This is a genomic window from Acidimicrobiales bacterium (genome assembly GCA_036378675.1).
GTDB lineage: Bacteria > Actinomycetota > Acidimicrobiia > Acidimicrobiales > Palsa-688 > DASUWA01.
Genome location: DASUWA010000062.1, coordinates 1 through 16,607, shown reverse-complemented (window position 1 = coordinate 16,607; position 16,607 = coordinate 1). Strand labels below are relative to the sequence as shown.

The 16,607-nt window shown below is 66.7% G+C and carries 14 protein-coding genes; 10 read left to right on the top strand and 4 right to left on the bottom strand.

All coding sequences use genetic code 11. The annotated features are described in order from the left end of the window. Window positions 1-45: 45 nt before the first annotated feature. From gatC to gatB, 3 genes are read left to right on the top strand one after another with little or no spacing between them, the layout of a single operon-like run. Window positions 46-348 carry an Asp-tRNA(Asn)/Glu-tRNA(Gln) amidotransferase subunit GatC gene (gene gatC, locus VFZ97_19115; GenBank protein HEX6395550.1) on the top strand — a complete coding sequence of 101 codons (303 nt, stop codon included), beginning with the start codon at window positions 46-48 and terminating at the stop codon, window positions 346-348. Then, entirely contained in the window at window positions 345-1,835 is a 1,491-nt protein-coding gene (gatA, locus tag VFZ97_19110) for an Asp-tRNA(Asn)/Glu-tRNA(Gln) amidotransferase subunit GatA (protein HEX6395549.1), read from the top strand. The genes gatC and gatA overlap by 4 nt, the downstream gene beginning before the upstream one ends. Continuing rightward, the gene (gene gatB / locus VFZ97_19105; protein ID HEX6395548.1) at window positions 1,832-3,280 is read left to right on the top strand and encodes an Asp-tRNA(Asn)/Glu-tRNA(Gln) amidotransferase subunit GatB; all 1,449 of its coding nucleotides are present in this window, start codon (window positions 1,832-1,834) and stop codon (window positions 3,278-3,280) included. The genes gatA and gatB overlap by 4 nt, the downstream gene beginning before the upstream one ends. Window positions 3,281-3,312: 32 nt before the next feature. Here the strand turns inward: gatB and VFZ97_19100 are convergent, their stop codons facing one another. Next, entirely contained in the window at window positions 3,313-3,837 is a 525-nt protein-coding gene (locus VFZ97_19100) for a DUF4333 domain-containing protein (protein ID HEX6395547.1), read from the bottom strand. Between the two features lie 35 nt (window positions 3,838-3,872). Here VFZ97_19100 and ilvD point away from each other — a divergent pair, with 35 nt between their 5' ends. Next, complete coding sequence (ilvD, locus tag VFZ97_19095) at window positions 3,873-5,555, top strand: dihydroxy-acid dehydratase (protein ID HEX6395546.1); 1,683 nt, start codon at window positions 3,873-3,875, stop codon at window positions 5,553-5,555. Between the two features lie 9 nt (window positions 5,556-5,564). Here ilvD and VFZ97_19090 read toward each other — a convergent pair whose 3' ends face one another. Further along, window positions 5,565-6,905, bottom strand: a complete 1,341-nt coding sequence (locus VFZ97_19090; protein HEX6395545.1) for an alpha/beta hydrolase — start codon at window positions 6,903-6,905, stop codon at window positions 5,565-5,567. A gap of 38 nt (window positions 6,906-6,943) precedes the next feature. Here VFZ97_19090 and VFZ97_19085 point away from each other — a divergent pair, with 38 nt between their 5' ends. From VFZ97_19085 to ilvC, 4 genes are all read left to right on the top strand, one after another. Next, window positions 6,944-8,296, top strand: coding sequence for a DUF47 family protein (locus VFZ97_19085; protein ID HEX6395544.1), 1,353 nt, complete (start codon window positions 6,944-6,946; stop codon window positions 8,294-8,296). Window positions 8,297-8,429: 133 nt separating this feature from the next. Beyond that, complete coding sequence (locus VFZ97_19080) at window positions 8,430-10,253, top strand: acetolactate synthase large subunit (protein ID HEX6395543.1); 1,824 nt, start codon at window positions 8,430-8,432, stop codon at window positions 10,251-10,253. Beyond that, window positions 10,250-10,780 carry an acetolactate synthase small subunit gene (gene ilvN / locus VFZ97_19075; protein HEX6395542.1) on the top strand — a complete coding sequence of 177 codons (531 nt, stop codon included), beginning with the start codon at window positions 10,250-10,252 and terminating at the stop codon, window positions 10,778-10,780. The genes VFZ97_19080 and ilvN overlap by 4 nt, the downstream gene beginning before the upstream one ends. 7 nt (window positions 10,781-10,787) lie before the next feature. After that, window positions 10,788-11,816, top strand: a complete 1,029-nt coding sequence (ilvC, locus tag VFZ97_19070) for a ketol-acid reductoisomerase (protein ID HEX6395541.1) — start codon at window positions 10,788-10,790, stop codon at window positions 11,814-11,816. 21 nt (window positions 11,817-11,837) lie between these two features. Here the strand turns inward: ilvC and VFZ97_19065 are convergent, their stop codons facing one another. Together VFZ97_19065 and serC are read right to left on the bottom strand one after the other, a co-directional pair. After that, a complete protein-coding gene (locus VFZ97_19065) occupies window positions 11,838-12,929 on the bottom strand; it encodes a hypothetical protein (protein HEX6395540.1) in 1,092 nt (363 codons plus the stop codon). Between the two features lie 52 nt (window positions 12,930-12,981). Beyond that, a complete protein-coding gene (gene serC / locus VFZ97_19060; protein ID HEX6395539.1) occupies window positions 12,982-14,112 on the bottom strand; it encodes a phosphoserine transaminase in 1,131 nt (376 codons plus the stop codon). A 19-nt stretch (window positions 14,113-14,131) separates the two neighbouring features. Between serC and VFZ97_19055 the strand changes: the two genes are divergently transcribed. Beyond that, window positions 14,132-15,325, top strand: coding sequence for a pyridoxal phosphate-dependent aminotransferase (locus VFZ97_19055; GenBank protein HEX6395538.1), 1,194 nt, complete (start codon window positions 14,132-14,134; stop codon window positions 15,323-15,325). 3 nt (window positions 15,326-15,328) lie between these two features. Next, window positions 15,329-16,607, top strand: a 1,279-nt coding sequence (gene serA, locus VFZ97_19050; protein ID HEX6395537.1) for a phosphoglycerate dehydrogenase, incomplete at its 3' end; no start/stop codon positions are given.

Sequence of the window (16,607 nt, the reverse complement as noted above, 5' to 3'; positions counted from 1 at the left end):
TATATCTGGGATCCGGTTCGCGTCCGGCCTCCTAGCATGACCATCATGACCGCCCCGATCTCGAAGCAGGACGTCGCCCACGTGGCTCGCCTCGCCCGGCTTTCGCTCACCGACGAGGAGCTCGACCAGTTCACCGGCCAGCTTGGGGCCGTCCTCGATCACGCTCGAGACGTGGAAGCGCTCGACACCGCAGGGGTGCCCCCGACCGCCCACCCCCTTCCCATTCGCAACGTGTACAGGGAGGACGAGCTGGAGCCCGCCCTCGACCGGGACGAGGTTCTCGCCCAGGCGCCTTCGGTGGAGGACCACAAGTTCCGGGTACCTCGCATCCTCGGCGAGGCACCGTGACGGGTCCCGGACACCTCCGTAGCGCCGTCGATATCGCTGCCGCGGTGCGCAAGGGGGAGATCTCCGCCGCCGAAGTCCTCGAGCGCCATCTCGCCCGCGTCGGCGCGGGCGAGTCCGGTGTGCACGCGTTCAACCTCGTCCTCACCGACGAGGCCCGCCGGCAGGCGGCGGCCATAGACGCGGCGGTCGCCGCCGGGAAGGACCCTGGACCGCTCGCCGGCGTGCCGATCGCCCTCAAGGACAACCTCTGCACCCGCGGCATCCCCACGACGTGCTCCTCCCGGATCCTCGAGGGTTGGAAGCCCCCTTACGACGCGACGGTCGTCGAACGCCTCGCTGCCGCAGGCGCCGTCGCGATAGGGAAGACCAACCTCGACGAGTTCGCCATGGGCTCATCCACTGAGAACTCAGCGTTCGGACCGACGCGCAATCCGCATGACCTGGAAAGGGTGCCAGGAGGATCCTCCGGCGGGAGCGCTGCGGCAGTCGCCGCCGGGTTCGCTCCGGTGGCGCTCGGATCCGACACGGGCGGGTCTGTGCGCCAGCCCGCCGCTCTTTGTGGTGTTGTCGGAGTCAAGCCCACCTACGGGTTGGTCTCGCGCTACGGGCTCATCGCGTTCGCCAGCTCCCTCGATCAGATCGGACCTTTCGCACGTACCGTGGAGGACGCGGCGGCCGTCCTCGACGCCATCTCCGGCCCGGACCGGAGGGACTCCACGTCGCTGCGTGAACCCCCGCCGCTGGCATCGGAGCGGCTGAAGACGGGCGTGGACGGGCTTCGAATCGGGGTGGTCAGCGAGCTAGCCGGCGCAGAAGGCATCTCGCCCGACGTGGTCGCCCGGACCAGGGAAGCCGCGGAGGCCCTGTCGGCCGCGGGCGCGAAGGTGGAGGAGGTGAGCGTCCCAGCCGCCATGTACGGCCTATCCGCTTACTACCTGATCGCGCCGGCGGAGGCGTCGTCCAACCTTGCCCGCTACGACGGCGTTCGCTACGGGCTCAGAGTCGAGGGCGGTCCCGGCGCCGACGTGACCGAGATGTACCTGCGAACACGCTCGGCCGGTTTCGGGGCAGAGGTAAAACGACGGATCATGCTCGGTACCTACGCGCTCTCCGCCGGCTACTACGACGCGTACTACGGAAAGGCGCAGCAGGTCCGGACGCTGATCATCCGGGACTTCGAGACCGCGTACCGTGACTTCGACATCCTGCTCGGTCCCACAGCACCGGGGACCGCGTTCCCGCTTGGGGCGAAGACGTCCGACCCGCTTGCCATGTACCTCAATGACGTCTGCACGATCCCCTCGAACCTCGCCGGCCATCCCGCGATGAGCGTCCCGTTCGGCACCGGCGACGACGGTCTCCCGATCGGGGTGCAGGTTCTGGCTCCCGCGCTCGGCGAGACCACCATGTTCCAGGTCGCCGCTGCTCTGGAAGGCGCCGCGCCTCCGCTGGCCGAGCCGGGGATAACCGAGGAGGCGGTCCGATGACCAGCACGACCGCCGAGATCAGCTGGGAGATCGTCGTCGGCCTCGAAGTTCACGCCGAGCTGCGTACCAGGACGAAGCTCTTCTGCGGGTGCGCCAACAGCTTCGGTCAGGAACCGAACACCAACATCTGCCCGGTGTGCCTCGGTCTTCCTGGATCTCTACCGGTTCTGAACCGCACCGCCGTGGAGTTCGCGATGCGAGTAGGCAGGGCGTTGAACTGCCACGTTCAGCCTTCGATCTTCCACCGCAAGAACTACTTCTATCCCGACATGCCGAAGGACTACCAGATCAGCCAGTACGACCTTCCGATCAACACGGACGGCTGGCTCGAGCTGCCCGGCGGAACGAGGATCGGGATCGTTCGGGCTCACATGGAGGAGGACACCGGCAAGACGACCCACGTAGGAGGAGGAGGCCGGATTCACGGCGCAGCGCACTCTCTCGTCGACTACAACCGGGCCGGGGTCCCACTGGTCGAGATCGTGAGTGCGCCGGATATTCGCAGCTCCGAAGACGCGCGTACCTACGTCGACGAACTGAGATCGATCCTTGTTGCCATAGGAGCCTCCGACGGAAAAATGGAGGAGGGGTCGTTGCGAGTCGATGCCAACGTTTCGGTCCGGCCGGCGGGCAGCGAGCAGTTCGGCACGCGGTGCGAGATCAAGAACATGAACTCCCTTCGATCGTTGGGCAGGGCGATCGAGTACGAAGCCGAGCGCCAGATCGGGGTCATACGCGACGGCGGCACTGTGATCCAGGAGACCCGACATTGGGACGAGAGCACGGGCCGCACCGGGTCGATGCGCTCGAAGGAAGAGGCCTACGACTACCGGTACTTCCCGGAACCGGACCTCGTTCCGCTCGAGCCTTCGGCCGAATGGGTGGCCGAGGTCGAAGAGTCACTTCCCGAGCTACCGGCTGAGCGACGGATGAAGGCTGGATCCGCGTCCGGCATCGCGGCGGATCAGGATGCAGTCGTCACCGTTGTTCGCCTGGACCTCGACAGGTACCTCGACAACGTTGTCGCCTCCGGCGCGTCTGCCGAAACGGCGGCAATTGCCGTTCGCCGGCTGGCGAACGAAGTTGCTGCAGAGATCGATTCGATCGGCAACCTCGATCCGAAGGCGTTCACATCGCTGGTGACGATGGAATCGGACGGATCACTGAACCCCATGCAGTCCCGGGCGGTCCTGAAGGAGATGCTCGCGTCCGGAGGGGACCCGGAGGAAATCGCCAAGCGACTTGGCTTCGAGGCGATGAGCGCCGGCGCCCTCGAAGAGGTCGTGAACCGGATCGTGTCGGAACACCCGAACGAGTGGGAGCGCTATGTCGGTGGCGACGACAAGCTCACCGGCTTCTTCGTCGGCAAGATCAAAGCGGCGACCGGCGGGAACGCGGATCTGAAAGAGGCATCCGCCCTTCTCCGCTCGAAGCGCGGGACTTGAGGACTAGGGCGTTGGTTAGGGCCTGAACGCCCTCACGGGTTCAGACTGAACCTGGTGTGGCCGGCGGCGTCCAGGACGGTGACGGTCACCTGCCGGGACACCGATCCGCCGAGCGTCGCGTTGCAGGCGAACTGGCCTTCGGCGGGCACGACCCGGACGGCCGGCGGGCTGCAGGTTACCGAAGCCGGCTCGTGAAGCTGTGCGGAGATCTGCTGTTGCAAGGTTGACGCGGCCTGGCTGCTGACCACGATGGCCTGAGCAGGCTGGATGCTGTAGCGACCGCCCGGCGAGGTGACCGAACCGTCGAGCGTGAGGTTCTGAGCGTCGACGACTGCCGAGCACGAAAACCCGGTCCCGACCTTCTCTCTCACCCCGCTGGGACAGCTGACCTGGACCCGGCCAAACGGGTAGCGGGCCTTCAGCTGCGCGGCGATCTGCGAGTCCAGGCTCCTGGTGTTCAAGGTGTGGTCGGGACCGAGCCCGCACCCGGCGCAGGCCAAAGCCACAGCGATAACGACAGGGGCGCTCGTGACAGCAACACGGCGCCGATAACCCACGGCGGCGGATAGTACACACGGCCTATGGTGGATTAATGGCGAGCGACATGAAGCCCCGCAGCCGCGAGGTCACCGAGGGCTACGAGCGGGCACCGGCCCGGGCCATGCTCAGGGCGATCGGCATGACCGACGGGGACTGGTCCAAGCCCCAGGTCGGCGTGGCTTCCTCGTGGAACGAGGTAACCCCCTGCAACATGCCGCTCGACCGCCTGGCCAAGCAGGCGAAAGAGGGCATCCGGGAGGCCGGCGGTTACCCGATCGAGTTCGTCACCATCGCGGTCTCGGACGGCATCTCCATGGGCCACGAAGGGATGCGCGCCTCCCTGGTCAGCAGAGAGGTGATCGCCGACTCGGTCGAGACGGTGATGCACGCCGAGAGGTTCGACGGGATGGTCACGTTCGCCGGTTGCGACAAGTCCCTGCCGGGCATGCTCATGGCCGCCGCCCGGATCAACCTTCCGAGCGTGTTCCTCTACGGCGGCTCGATCATGCCGGGGCGCGGGGCCCACGGCGAGGCTCTCGACATCGTCAGCGTGTTCGAGGCGGTGGGTTCCCGAGCTGCAGGCAAGCTGGGCGACGAGGAACTGGCATTGATCGAACGAAACGCCTGCCCGACGATCGGGAGCTGCGCCGGGATGTTCACCGCCAACACCATGGCTTCTGTCTCCGAGGCGCTCGGGATGGCGCTGCCCGGCTCGGCGTCGCCGGTGGCGGTCGACCCGCGCAGGGACGACTTCGCCCGCGAGACGGGAAAGGCGGTTATCAACCTTCTCGAGAAGGGCATCCGCCCACGGGACATCATGACCATAGGGGCGTTCGAGAACGCGATCGCGGTCACGATGGCGCTGGGCGGCTCCACCAACGCCGTCCTTCACCTGCTCGCCATAGCCAACGAGGCGAGAGTGCAACTGACCCTCGACGACTTCAACCGCGTCGGCCGAAAAGTTCCTCACATAGCCGACACCAAGCCGCACGGCCGGTTCCACATGGTCGATGTCGATCGGGTCGGAGGAGTGCCGATGGTCATGCGTGAACTCCTCGACGCCGGCCTGATCAACGGGGACTGTCTCACTGTCACGGGCCGCACGGTCGCCGAGAATCTCGCCGCGCTCGACCCGCCTGCCCCGGACGGGATCGTGGTCCGTCCGATATCCGAGCCGATCCACGCCGACGGCGGCATAGCAGTCCTCAACGGGAGCCTCGCTCCAAATGGCGCGGTCGTGAAGGTCGCGGGCATAGATCAAGAGCGTTTCGAGGGGACCGCTCGGGTCTTCGACGGCGAGGACAAGGCGATGGAGGCGATCCTCGCCGGCGAGATCCAGCCGGGCACGGTGCTGGTCATCCGCTACGAAGGCCCCAAGGGCGGGCCGGGAATGCGGGAGATGCTCGCGGTCACCGGAGCGATGAAGGGCGCCGGCAGAGGGGCTGACTGTGCGTTGGTAACGGATGGAAGGTTCAGCGGTGGCACGCACGGGTTCTGCGTCGGTCACGTCGCCCCAGAGGCGGTGGACGGAGGCCCGATCGCGTTGGTCGCCGACGGCGACCGCATCGTCGTCGATGTCCCGACCCGAGCGATCGATCTGCTAGTCGACGAGGCCGAACTCGGTCGTCGCCGCGCCGGGGTGAAGATGCCCGAGCCCCGCTACAAGTCGGGGGTGCTGGCGAAGTACGCCCGCTTGGTGACAGGAGCCGACAGGGGCGCCATCACCGAGCCGTGATCATTTGGGTCAGCTCGCGGCCACCTGGTGTACCACCGGGCCGTTGTCGTTCGACCGCACGGATGCCGAGGAACTGCTGACGTAGCTCGCGCGAACGTATGCGAGGAACCGCTCGACTGCGCGAACGGTGTGGCGGGTACGAAGGGACGCATAAATTTCGAACGCGTGCTGCGCGTACGGAAGTTCCGCGTAGACGACCGGCTGATTCGACACGGCCCGCAAGGTCTCCGACATACGGCGCGCGCCCTCCACCGGAACCAGCGAATCGTTGGTGCCGTGGATGATCATGGTTGGAGGGGCGTCGGCGCTGACCCAGTGGATGGGGGAGGCTTTCAGCCACTCGTCGCGATGGGCGGCGAGCGCGCGCTTCATCACGACCCTCTCGATGAACTTGATCGTCTGCGGAGGGCCTCCGCGACCGTCCCAGTCGCTGAGGTCGTAGACGCCGTAGAAGGGCACCGCGGCCCGCACCGAAGTGTCTGCGTCCTCGAAACCAGGCTGGAACTCCGGCGCGTTGGCGGACATCGCGGCCAACGACGAGAGGTGCCCCCCGGCGGATCCACCGGTGATCACGACGAAGTCTGGGTCACCGCCGTACTGGGCGATGTTTGCCTTCACCCACGCGATCGCCCGCTTCACGTCGACGATGTGGTCCGGAAAGGTCGCCCTCGGGCTGAGGCGGTAGTTGATCGGGACGCAGACCCAGCCCGCTTCGATGAGCCGGTCCATGAGCGGGTAGGCCTGCCATTTGGTCTCGCCGCTGACCCAGCCGCCGCCTGGCACCTGGATGAGCACCGGCGCCTTACCGTCCGGTGGGACTCCCGGACGCGCCCAGACGTCGAGCAGGTTGCGCTTGCCGGCAGGACCGTAAGAGATACCTGACGCGCGGAGCCGCGACCGCCGGGTGATCCATGACGGAACGGGACCGAGCCTCGGCACGGGCGGTCCCTCCGGAGCCGCCACCCCCGCTGTTGCGGCCCGCGCCCGGTAGTCGGCACCGAGTCCGTCCCGCAGGGCCTTCTCGAGGATCCGTCCAGAGTCGGCGGCCGCGCGCTGGAGCTCAACGAGCCCGGCGGCCGATGCCGCCTGGGCCACGATTCTCAGCGCTCCGTCGCGGGTCCGCCAACGTCCTCCGCGAAGGGTCCGAGCCGTCCCGGCGAGCTGGAGGGCGAGCGTCGCCAGCGGCAACTCGGAGACGTGCCATCCCGGCGGGAACGCCCAGGCCGACAGGCGTCCGGTGCGCGAGATCGGCTTCAGCGCGTTGCCGGTGAACGCAAGCGGGAGAAGCGAACGAAACGTCGCGGAGTAGGGGATGAGCGAATTACGGGATCGCGCGTCGTCATGCGGCATCGGGGAAACTTATCGCTGCAAAGGGGTACCGTACCTATGTGGGTAGGGAGTCCGTGGACCGGGACGAGTTCCGGAAGAGGGTAGACCGGGCCGTCCTTGTGCTTTTCGCCACGGTGATCGAGACCACCAGCTGGGCGACGACTGCCCTCCTCGACCAGGACCTCGAGCGCGCCGATCGGATCATCGCCGACGACCGGCGGATCGACGACCGGGTGGAGGAGCTCACCGGGCTGATCAAGGACCGGCTCGCCGACAGCACCATCGGTCCCGAGGAACTCGAGGATCTGATCACCATCCTTCAGATGGCGCCGGAGCTCGAGCGCAGCGCGGATCTCGCCGAACACATAGCCCAGCGCACCCGGCAGGGGCTAGGAGGCAACATCAGCCCCCGCAGCCGCGGCCTGATCCAACTCATGTGCGACGCGTGCGTGCGGATGTGGCAGCTGGCGAGCCGCGCCTACTCCGAGTGCTCCCGCGACATCACCTTCCAGATTCAGGAAGCCGACGACGAGCTTGACATGCTGGCCAGCAGCCTTCTGGGGGAAGGGTCCGCGGGCGGGTCGGAGCCGGCGGTCGCCGCCGAGCTTGCCCTGGTGGCTCGTTTCTACGAGCGTCTCGGTGATCACGCGGTCAACCTCGGCAGGCGCATCTCGGCGCTGAACGGTCCGAAGCGGCTCTTGCCTGGCCAGTCCCTGTTCCTCCGAACCCGGAGCACCTTGACCGGGCGGCAGTCGAGAAGGCTCCGCCGGGCGAGGAGCGCGCTCGCCAGGTTGGTGCGGATGCGCCTGACGCCCGCCGACTCAGGCTTTTTCAACCTGTTCAAATTGGCTACCAACAACGTGGTCGATTGCTCCGAAACGTTGGGCAAGATGCTCGTGGGGTTCGACGAAGTAGACGAGCACCACCAGGAGATCCGAAGCTTCGAGCGCCGAGGCGATCAGATCACCGCCGACCTTCTCCGCCGGCTTGATGCCAGCTTCGTCACGCCTTACGACCGCGCCGATATCCACGCCCTGACCGAAGAGATCGACGACGTCGTCGACGATATGTTCTCCGCCGCCGAACTCGTCCACCTCGTCCCGGTCAAGCAGCAGCTTCCTGAAGCGCTGGAGATGACAGAAGTGCTGACGGGCATGGCTACCGAGCTCGACTTGCTCATCGGTTGCCTCAAGTCTCGGGAAGGTGCCCGGCGGCGGCTGGAGAGGATCGAGAACCTCGAGCGCGAAGGCGACGCCATCTACCGGCGAGGTATGGCCCGGCTGTTCAGCGGTGAGTACGAGGCACTCGAAGTTCTCAAGTGGAAGGACATTCTCCAATCGCTCGAGAACGCCGCCAACCGGATCGAGGACGTTTCCGACGTTGTCGAGTCGATCCTCGTCAAGAACACCTGACACGCTCAGGCCGAGACCGCCTGTTTGCGTACCGAACGGGCGTGTGACACACTGACCGGCGTGAGCACCGCGCTCGTTCTCGTACTCATCACCTGACGCACGCGCCAACCTGCGCGTGCGTTGACGACCTCCCATCCGGGAGGTCGTTTCAATTTCCGCACACTTACACGTCCAACACGCACCCCCGCCAGCAGTCCGAAGGGAAAGCCAGAGACCGCCCATGAAGATGACCGGAGCCCAAGCTCTCATCAAAAGCCTGGAAATGGAGAACGTCGAGGTGGTCTTCGGGCTGCCTGGCGGGTGCATCCTCCCGGCCTACGACCCGATCCTCGACAGCCCGATCCGCCACATCCTCGTCCGCCACGAGCAGGGCGCCGGCCACATGGCGGAGGGTTACGCGCACGTGACCGGGCGGCCGGGCGTCGCCTTGGTCACCAGCGGTCCGGCCGCAACCAACCTGGTCACCCCGCTCTGCGACGCGTACATGGACTCCGTGCCGATGGTCGCGATCACCGGTCAGGTGAGCAGGCCGGTCATCGGGACCGACGGTTTCCAGGAGTGCGACACCGTAGGCATCACCCGGTCGGTCACCAAGCACAACGAGCTGATCATGGATCCGAACGAGATCCCGTTGATGGTCCGCCAGGCCTTCCATCTGGCGACGACCGGACGTCCCGGCCCGGTTCTTCTCGACGTGCCCAAGGACGTGCTCCAGGCAGAGGTGACTTGGAACTGGCCGACCGACGACGAGGTCTCCTCGTCGCTGCCTGGTTACAAGCCGAACCTGAAGGGGCACCCCAAGATGATCAAGGAGGCGGCGCGGCTGATCAGCGAGGCTCGCAAACCGGTCATCTACGCGGGCGGCGGGATCCTGAAGTCCCGCGCTGCCGACGCCCTGCGCGAGCTGGCCGAACGAACCGGGACACCCGTTGTGACCACTCTGATGGCGCGCGGCGCGTTCCCCGACGATCACCCGCTCTGCCTCGGCATGCCGGGCATGCACGGCAACTACACCGCGATAACCGCAATGCAGAAGTCCGACCTGCTGATCGCGTTGGGGACACGTTTCGACGACCGGGTGACCGGAAAGGTCGCGACGTTCGCACCCGAGGCGAAGATCATCCATGTCGACATAGACCCCGCCGAGCTCGGAAAAATCCGCCGGCCCGACGTGCCGATCGTCGGAGACTGCCGCCAGGTCATCGGCGAGATCGTGAAGGCGCTGGAGAGCCACACGCAGGCGGACCGCAACGAGTGGCGCAGCCGGATCTCCGGGTGGCAGGAGCTGTACCCGCTGCACTACGACCCCCACGTGGACGGGGACGCGCTCAAGCCGCAACAGGTGATGGAGGTGCTTCGGGACCTCGCTCCCGAAGGGACCATCCTCGCCTCCGGGGTCGGCCAGCACCAGATGTGGGCGAGCCAGTACTGGCAGTTCAACGAGCCCTACACGTGGGTCAACTCCGGGGGCCTCGGAACCATGGGTTTCTGTGTTCCCGCCGCGATCGGCGCGAAGGTCGGCAGGCCCGACCGGACCGTTTGGGCGGTTGACGGCGACGGCTGCTTCCAGATGACCGCGCAGGAGCTGGTCACCGCTTCGAGCGAGCGGATCCCCGTCAAGGTGGCCATACTCAACAACGCTTATCTCGGGATGGTCCGCCAGTGGCAGGAGATGTTCTACGAGGAGCGCTACAGCGAGGTCTACCTGTCGCCGGACCTCCCCGACTATGTGAAGTGGGCCGAAGCGATGGGTTGTGCTGCGTTCCGGGTGGAGGCAGCGGAGGAGGTCGAGCCGGTCATCGCGAAGGCGAATGCGATCGACGACCGCCCGGTCGTCATCGACTTCCGGACCGATTCACGCGAGAAGGTGTTCCCGATGGTGCCTGCGGGAGCATCGAACGATGATGTGGTTGTCCATCCGTCGCAGAAGCCTGGTGGGGAGAAGTTGGTGCAATGAGCGTCCTAAACCATCAAACGCTTTCGGTGCTGGTCGAGAACAGGTCGGGCGTGCTCGCCCGGATCAGCGGCCTGTTCGCGCGGCGCGGTTTCAACATCATCTCCCTCGCGGTGGCGCCGTCCGACGACGCGCGCTTCAGCAGGATCAACATCGTGATCGACGTCGAGGAAACGTCCGTCGAGCAGATCACCAAGCAGCTCTTCAAGCTCGTCAACGTGGTCAAGATCACCGAACTGCTCCCCTCCGACTCGGTCGAGCGTGAGCTGCTTATGGCGACCGTTGCGGCGGGCCCGGACCAGCGCGGTGCCGTCATCGAGCTGGTCGGAGTGTTCGAAGGAAAGATCGTCGACGTCGGCGCCGACGCCCTTACTGTGATGCTCGCGGGCGAACCTGACAAACTCGACGACCTCGAGGAACTCATGCGACCGTACGGAATCACCGAACTGCAGCGCACCGGACGCGTCGCGCTGCCGAAGCTCGAACGTCAGGCGTCGCCCCGCCTGCGTCTCACCGGAAAGGCAAGCTGAACCACCAATGGCAGCAACCGTTTACTACGAGAAGGATGCGGATCCCGGCATCATCGCCGGCCGCAAGGTAGCGATAATCGGCTACGGATCGCAGGGTCACGCCCACGCGTTGAACTTGCGCGACTCCGGCGTCGACGTCCGGGTCGCCCTTCGTGAGGGGTCCTCTTCCAAGGCGAAGGCCGAGGCCGCCGGGCTGCGCGTCACTTCGGTGGCCGACGCAGCGCGCGAGGCCGATGTGATCATGCTGTTGGCGCCGGACACCGAACAGCAGGCGATCTACAAGGCAGACATCGAGCCCGGTTTGAAGGCCGGCGACGCGCTTCTCTTCGCTCACGGATTCAACGTGCGCTTCGGGCTGATCCCGGCACCGGCCGGCGTCGATGTGGCGATGGTTGCACCGAAGGGCCCGGGCCACTTGCTCCGCCGGACCTACGAGGGCGGGGGCGGTATCCCTGCGCTCATCGCCGTCGACCAGGACGCGACCGGGAAGGCGAGGGACCTGGCGTTGTCGTACGCACACGCAATCGGTTCGACCCGTGCCGGAGTGCTCGAGACCACCTTCGCCGAGGAGACCGAGACCGACCTCTTCGGCGAGCAGGTCGTCCTCTGCGGCGGGCTCACCTCGCTCGTCCAAGCCGGTTTCGAGACGCTGATCGAGGCGGGCTACCAGCCGGAGTCGGCCTACTTCGAGTGCCTGCACGAGGTGAAGCTGATCGTCGACCTGATGTACGAGCACGGCATCGCCGGCATGCGCTACTCGATCTCCGACACTGCCGAGTACGGCGATCTCACTCGTGGCCCGCGCGTGATCAACTCCGCGGTCCGCGACGAGATGAAGAAGATCCTCGACGAGATCCGTTCCGGGAAGTTCGCGGAGGAATGGATCGCCGAGAACAAGGCCGGACGTCCCCGCTTCCGCCAGCTTCAGGAGGAAGGGCGGCAGCACCCGATCGAGAAGGTCGGTGCTGACTTGCGGGCGATGATGCCGTTCATCTCCGCCGGTTCACAGCGACCTCAGGACGTTTCGGGCGGATAGGCCTGCTGGACTGATTGACAGTTATTGGCGCCGCTGGCTGTGTGCGCCCGCTGCCACGCGCCGTCTTCCTCGAGCGAGCAGGGTCGCGGCAACCGCGAAGATCGTGATCACGCCCGCAGCGGCCTCGGCGGTCGGGAGGATCGAGATGCCAGACGACTTCGGCTCCAAGCGAATGTCGGCGGCAGTCCCGCCCCGGGTCAGGGGGTCCGGCGGGTCGTCGGCTTGGGGGGCAGCTGCCGGCGGTTCGGGCTCTATGACCGGCGGCAGGGTCGGGTCGGTCGCAGGTTCCGACTCCGGAGCGGTCGCGAACCCCTGATCGAGAAGCATCCCGGCGGTCCGGTCGGGGGATACCCCGTTCATCACGACCGCCAGAATGTGGCGGTCGCCGCGAATGGCCAGCGCCGAAACGCAGACCCCGGCGGGGACGGTGTAACCGGTCTTCACCCCGGCGCCGCCTGGGTAGCTGTTGAGGAACCCGAGATTGTGGCTAGCCAGCTGGTAAACGATGCCGTCCGGTCCGGTGAACCGGTAGGTCTTGGACGCAACGATCGACGCGAGATACGGGTTGGCTACCAAGTCGCGAGAAGCGACGGCGACGTCCCACGCGCTCATGAGGTTTCCGCCGCCGACTCCCTCGGAGCCGTCGAGGCCGGCCGGGTCGCGCAGGACCGGCTCGTCCGGCATCCGAATCTGGGAGGCGGCCTGGTGCATGGTGTCGGCGAACGCTTCGATGGATCCCGAAACCTTCTCCGCCAGCGCGTACGCCGCGTCGTTGGAGGATGAGATCAGGAGCGCGTGCATCGCGATGTCGTAGGACCATTGCTGCCCTGATTTCATGCCGAGCTTGTCCGGCGAGACGTTCGCCGCCCGGTCGGTTACCGGGATCTGTGTTTCCGGCGTTAGCCAGTCGGCCGCTACCAGCGCGGTGAGGATCTTGGTGAGGCTGGCCGGTGGGAGCAGTGCGTGCACGTTCTGGGTGACGAGGACGTGCCCGGTGTCGAGGTCGGCGAGAAGCTCGGCTTTGGCCGGCGGTGGGCCCGCGGGCGCGGTCGTGGGCGGGGACGGCGGCTGGCCCGCGATGGCTGGGACCCACCACCCTCCGAGGGCCGTCATGGCGGCCGAGACCGCTAGAAGGAACCGGCTCGGGGCGATCTATCGAGACTAGTTAGAGGTGCTCGACGATGTAGTCGATGCACCGGGTGAGCGCCTCGACGTCCTCGGGGTCGATGGCCGGGAACATGGCTATCCGAAGCTGGTTCCGACCGAGTTTGCGGTACGGCTCGGTGTCGAGGATCCCGTTGGCCCGCAGGATCGTCGCCACCGTGGCGGCGTCCACGCGCTCGTCGAAGTCGATCGTGGCCACGACGTTGCTGCGCTCGTCGGGCTTGGCGACGAAGGGGGTCGTGTACCCGGTCTGCTCGGCCCACCCATACAGCCTCCGGGCGGAGGTTTCGCTCCGCCCGGCGGAGAAGTCCATCCCGCCTCCGGCGAGGATCCATTCGAGTTGGTGGGCGAACATGATCAGGGTGGCGACCGCCGGGGTGTTGTATGTCTGGTCGAGTCGGCTCTGCTCGATCGCGATGTTGATGTCGAGCGACGCTGGCGACCAGCGGCCGGTCTCCTTGATCCGGGCGGCTCGATCGAGGGCGTTGGGCGACAGCACTGCGATCCAGAGGCCACCGTCGGAAGCGAAGCCCTTCTGCGGGGCGAAGTAGTAGACGTCCACCTGCCGGGGGTCGAAACGCAGACCCGCCGCCCCGGACGTGGCGTCGACGGCCACGAGGGCCTGGCCGGCTCCCTCAGGGCGCCGCAGTTCCATCATCACGCCGGTGGAGGTTTCGTTCTGGGTGAGGGCGTACAGGTCGACGCCGGCTTCGGCTCGCGCCTCGGGATGAGTTCCGGGAGGGCTCGAGATCACCTGGGGTTCGCCCAGATGAGGAGCTGCCTTGACCGCTTGGGCGAACTTGGAGCTGAACTCCCCGAAGCTCAGGTGCTGGCTCCGCGAGTCGATGAGGCCGAAGGTGGCGACATCCCAGAAAGTCGTCGTCCCGCCGTTGCCGAGCACGACTTCGTAGCCGTCGGGAAGATCCCAGAGGTTCCGCAGGCCCGCTCTGACCCGCCCAATGAGCGAACGCACGGCGGGCTGGCGGTGGCTGGTGCCGAGCAGCGTACGCCCGCCCTCCTGGAGCGCCGCGACCGCCTCGGGGCGCACCTTCGATGGCCCCGAGCCGAAGCGTCCGTCGCGGGGCAACAGGTCGGTGGGAATTCGGATATCGGACGGACTCGTGTTGGCCACTGTGAAACTATTGCAGGCGATGGCTCGCATCTCACAGCGCATATCCGCGGTCGCCGAGTCGGCCACCCTGGCGATCGACGCCAAGGCCAAGGCCCTGAAGGCCGCGGGCGAGGACGTCATCGGGTTCGGTGCTGGGGAGCCCGACTATCCCACTCCCGAGCACATCGTCGAGGCTGCGGCAGCTGCCTGCTGGGACCCGAAGAACCACAAGTACACCCCTGCCTCGGGGCTGCCCGAGCTGCGCGAGGCTATCGCCGCAAAGACCGCCCGGGACTCCCGGTTCGAGGTCGCGCCATCCCAGGTTCTGGTGACCAACGGCGGCAAGCAGGCGGTGGAAGAGACCTTCGCCACGCTGCTCGACCCCGGCGACGAAGTGCTCCTGCCTGCGCCCTACTGGACGACCTACCCGGAGACCATCCGCCTGGCCGGCGGGGTGCCCGTCGAGATCCCGACGACCGGCGAGGCGGGCTTCAAGGTGACCGTCGAGCAGCTGGAGAAGGCACGCACCGGTCGGACCAAGGTCTTGCTCTTCGTTTCTCCGTCGAACCCGACGGGCGCGGTTTACTCGCCCGAGCAGGTGGCGGAGATCGGTCGGTGGGCGGTCGATCACGGGGTTTGGGTCGTCACCGACGAGATATACGAGCATCTGGTCTACGGCTCCGCGCGGTTCACGTCGATGCCGGTCGCGGTTCCGGAGTTCGCCGATACCTGCGTGGTGATCAACGGCGTAGCCAAGACCTACGCGATGACGGGTTGGAGGGTCGGCTGGATGATCGGCCCTTCCGACGTTGTCTCCGCCGCCGCCAATCTTCAGTCGCATGCCACGTCGAACGTTTGCAACGTTGCACAAAGAGCGGCGGTTGCGGCGTTGAACGGCGATCTTTCCTGCGTGAACGAGATGCGGCAGACCTATGACCGGCGCCGGCGCACCATCGTCAGCATGCTGTCCGAGATCCCCGGCGTCATATGCCCGGAGCCGGAAGGAGCGTTCTACGCGTTCCCGAGCGTGGAGGGGCTGCTGAACCGTCCGATCGCGGGGAGGACCGCTTCGTCGTCGCTCGATCTCGCCGCGCTGGTCCTGGACGAGGCCAAGGTTGCGTTCGTCCCCGGGGAGGCGTTCGGGGCGCCGGGTTACGCCAGGTTCTCGTACGCGCTGGCCGACTCGGCGCTCGAGGAAGGGATCACCCGGATCGCCAAGCTCGTCGGCGGCTGATCCGTGGCCCGGGTCCTCGTAACCGAAGAAATCGCCGAACCGGGCCTTGCGCTACTGCGCTCGGCCGGGCACGACGTCGACGTGCAACTCGGGCTGTCGCCCGAGGAGCTCCAGGCGACCGTCGCCGGCGCGTCGGCGCTCATCATCAGATCGGCGACGCGGGTAACCGCCGGGGTGCTGGAAGCCGCACGGGATCTGGTGGTCGTCGGCCGTGCTGGTATTGGAGTGGACAACGTCGACGTGGAAGCCGCGACCCGGCGCGGTGTGATGGTCGTCAACGCTCCGCAGTCGAATGTGCTGTCGGCGGCAGAGCACACCATGGCCCTCCTACTGGCCCAAGCCCGGAACGTGCCGCAAGCCGACTCAGCGTTGAAGGCAGGCCGTTGGGAGCGTTCGAAGTGGGAGGGGGTCGAGCTTCACGGAAAGGTTCTCGGTGTCATCGGCCTCGGCCGGGTTGGCGCGCTCGTCGCGGCGCGGGCTGCCGCGTTCGGGATGCGCCTGATCGCGTACGACCCCTACGTGAGCGCCGATCGCGCCCGCCAGATGGGGGTCGAGCTGATGGGGCTCGAGGAAGTGATCGCGGACGCGGACTTCCTTACCGTCCACCTGCCGAAGACCGCGGAGACGATCGGGCTGATCGGCGAAAGTTTGCTGTCGGCTGCCAAGCCGGGAGTGCGGATCGTGAACACCGCCCGCGGCGGGATCATCGACGAGAAAGCTTTGGCGGCCGCGATAGCCGACGGGCTTGTCGGCGGCGCGGCGCTCGATGTGTTCGAGCAGGAGCCGGTGACCTCATCCCCGCTGTTCGACCTTGACCCGGTGGTGGTGACACCCCACCTCGGGGCGTCGACACGTGAGGCTCAGGACAAGGCGGGGATCACGATCGCAGAGCAGGTGCAGCTCGCTCTCGCCGGACAGTTCGTCCCGTTCGCCGTGAACATCGCGGCGACCGAGGTTCCCGAGACGGTGAGGCCCTGGCTTCCCCTCGCAGAGAGGCTCGGCCGGTTGTTCGGCGGCCTGTCCCGTGAGCTGCCGGGCGTGCTGGAGATCGAGTTTCAGGGCGCACTCGCCGACGAGGACACGCGCGTGCTCGGACTCGCCGTCCAGAAGGGACTCTTCGGTGCGGCCACGGACGAGCCGGTCTCGTATGTCAATGCGCCGCACATTGCAGAGGAGAGGGGCATGGCGGTCCGGGTCACGTCGGGCCATGCCAGCGGCGGCTACTCCAACGTCGTCGTGGTCAGAGGGGGACAGCATTCGGTCGGGGGGACGATGTTTTCGG

What these genes read in the sequence shown, in the direction of transcription:
- gatB (HEX6395548.1), top strand. Translation starts at nt 1,832, where the DNA reads ATGACCAGCACGACCGCCGAGATCAGCTGGGAGATCGTCGTCGGCCTC.
- VFZ97_19055 (HEX6395538.1), top strand. Translation starts at nt 14,132, where the DNA reads ATGGCTCGCATCTCACAGCGCATATCCGCGGTCGCCGAGTCGGCCACC.
- ilvD (HEX6395546.1), top strand. Translation starts at nt 3,873, where the DNA reads ATGGCGAGCGACATGAAGCCCCGCAGCCGCGAGGTCACCGAGGGCTAC.
- gatC (HEX6395550.1), top strand. Translation starts at nt 46, where the DNA reads ATGACCGCCCCGATCTCGAAGCAGGACGTCGCCCACGTGGCTCGCCTC.
- VFZ97_19090 (HEX6395545.1), bottom strand. Translation starts at nt 6,905, where the DNA reads ATGCCGCATGACGACGCGCGATCCCGTAATTCGCTCATCCCCTACTCC.
- ilvN (HEX6395542.1), top strand. Translation starts at nt 10,250, where the DNA reads ATGAGCGTCCTAAACCATCAAACGCTTTCGGTGCTGGTCGAGAACAGG.
- ilvC (HEX6395541.1), top strand. Translation starts at nt 10,788, where the DNA reads ATGGCAGCAACCGTTTACTACGAGAAGGATGCGGATCCCGGCATCATC.
- VFZ97_19065 (HEX6395540.1), bottom strand. Translation starts at nt 12,929, where the DNA reads ATGACGGCCCTCGGAGGGTGGTGGGTCCCAGCCATCGCGGGCCAGCCG.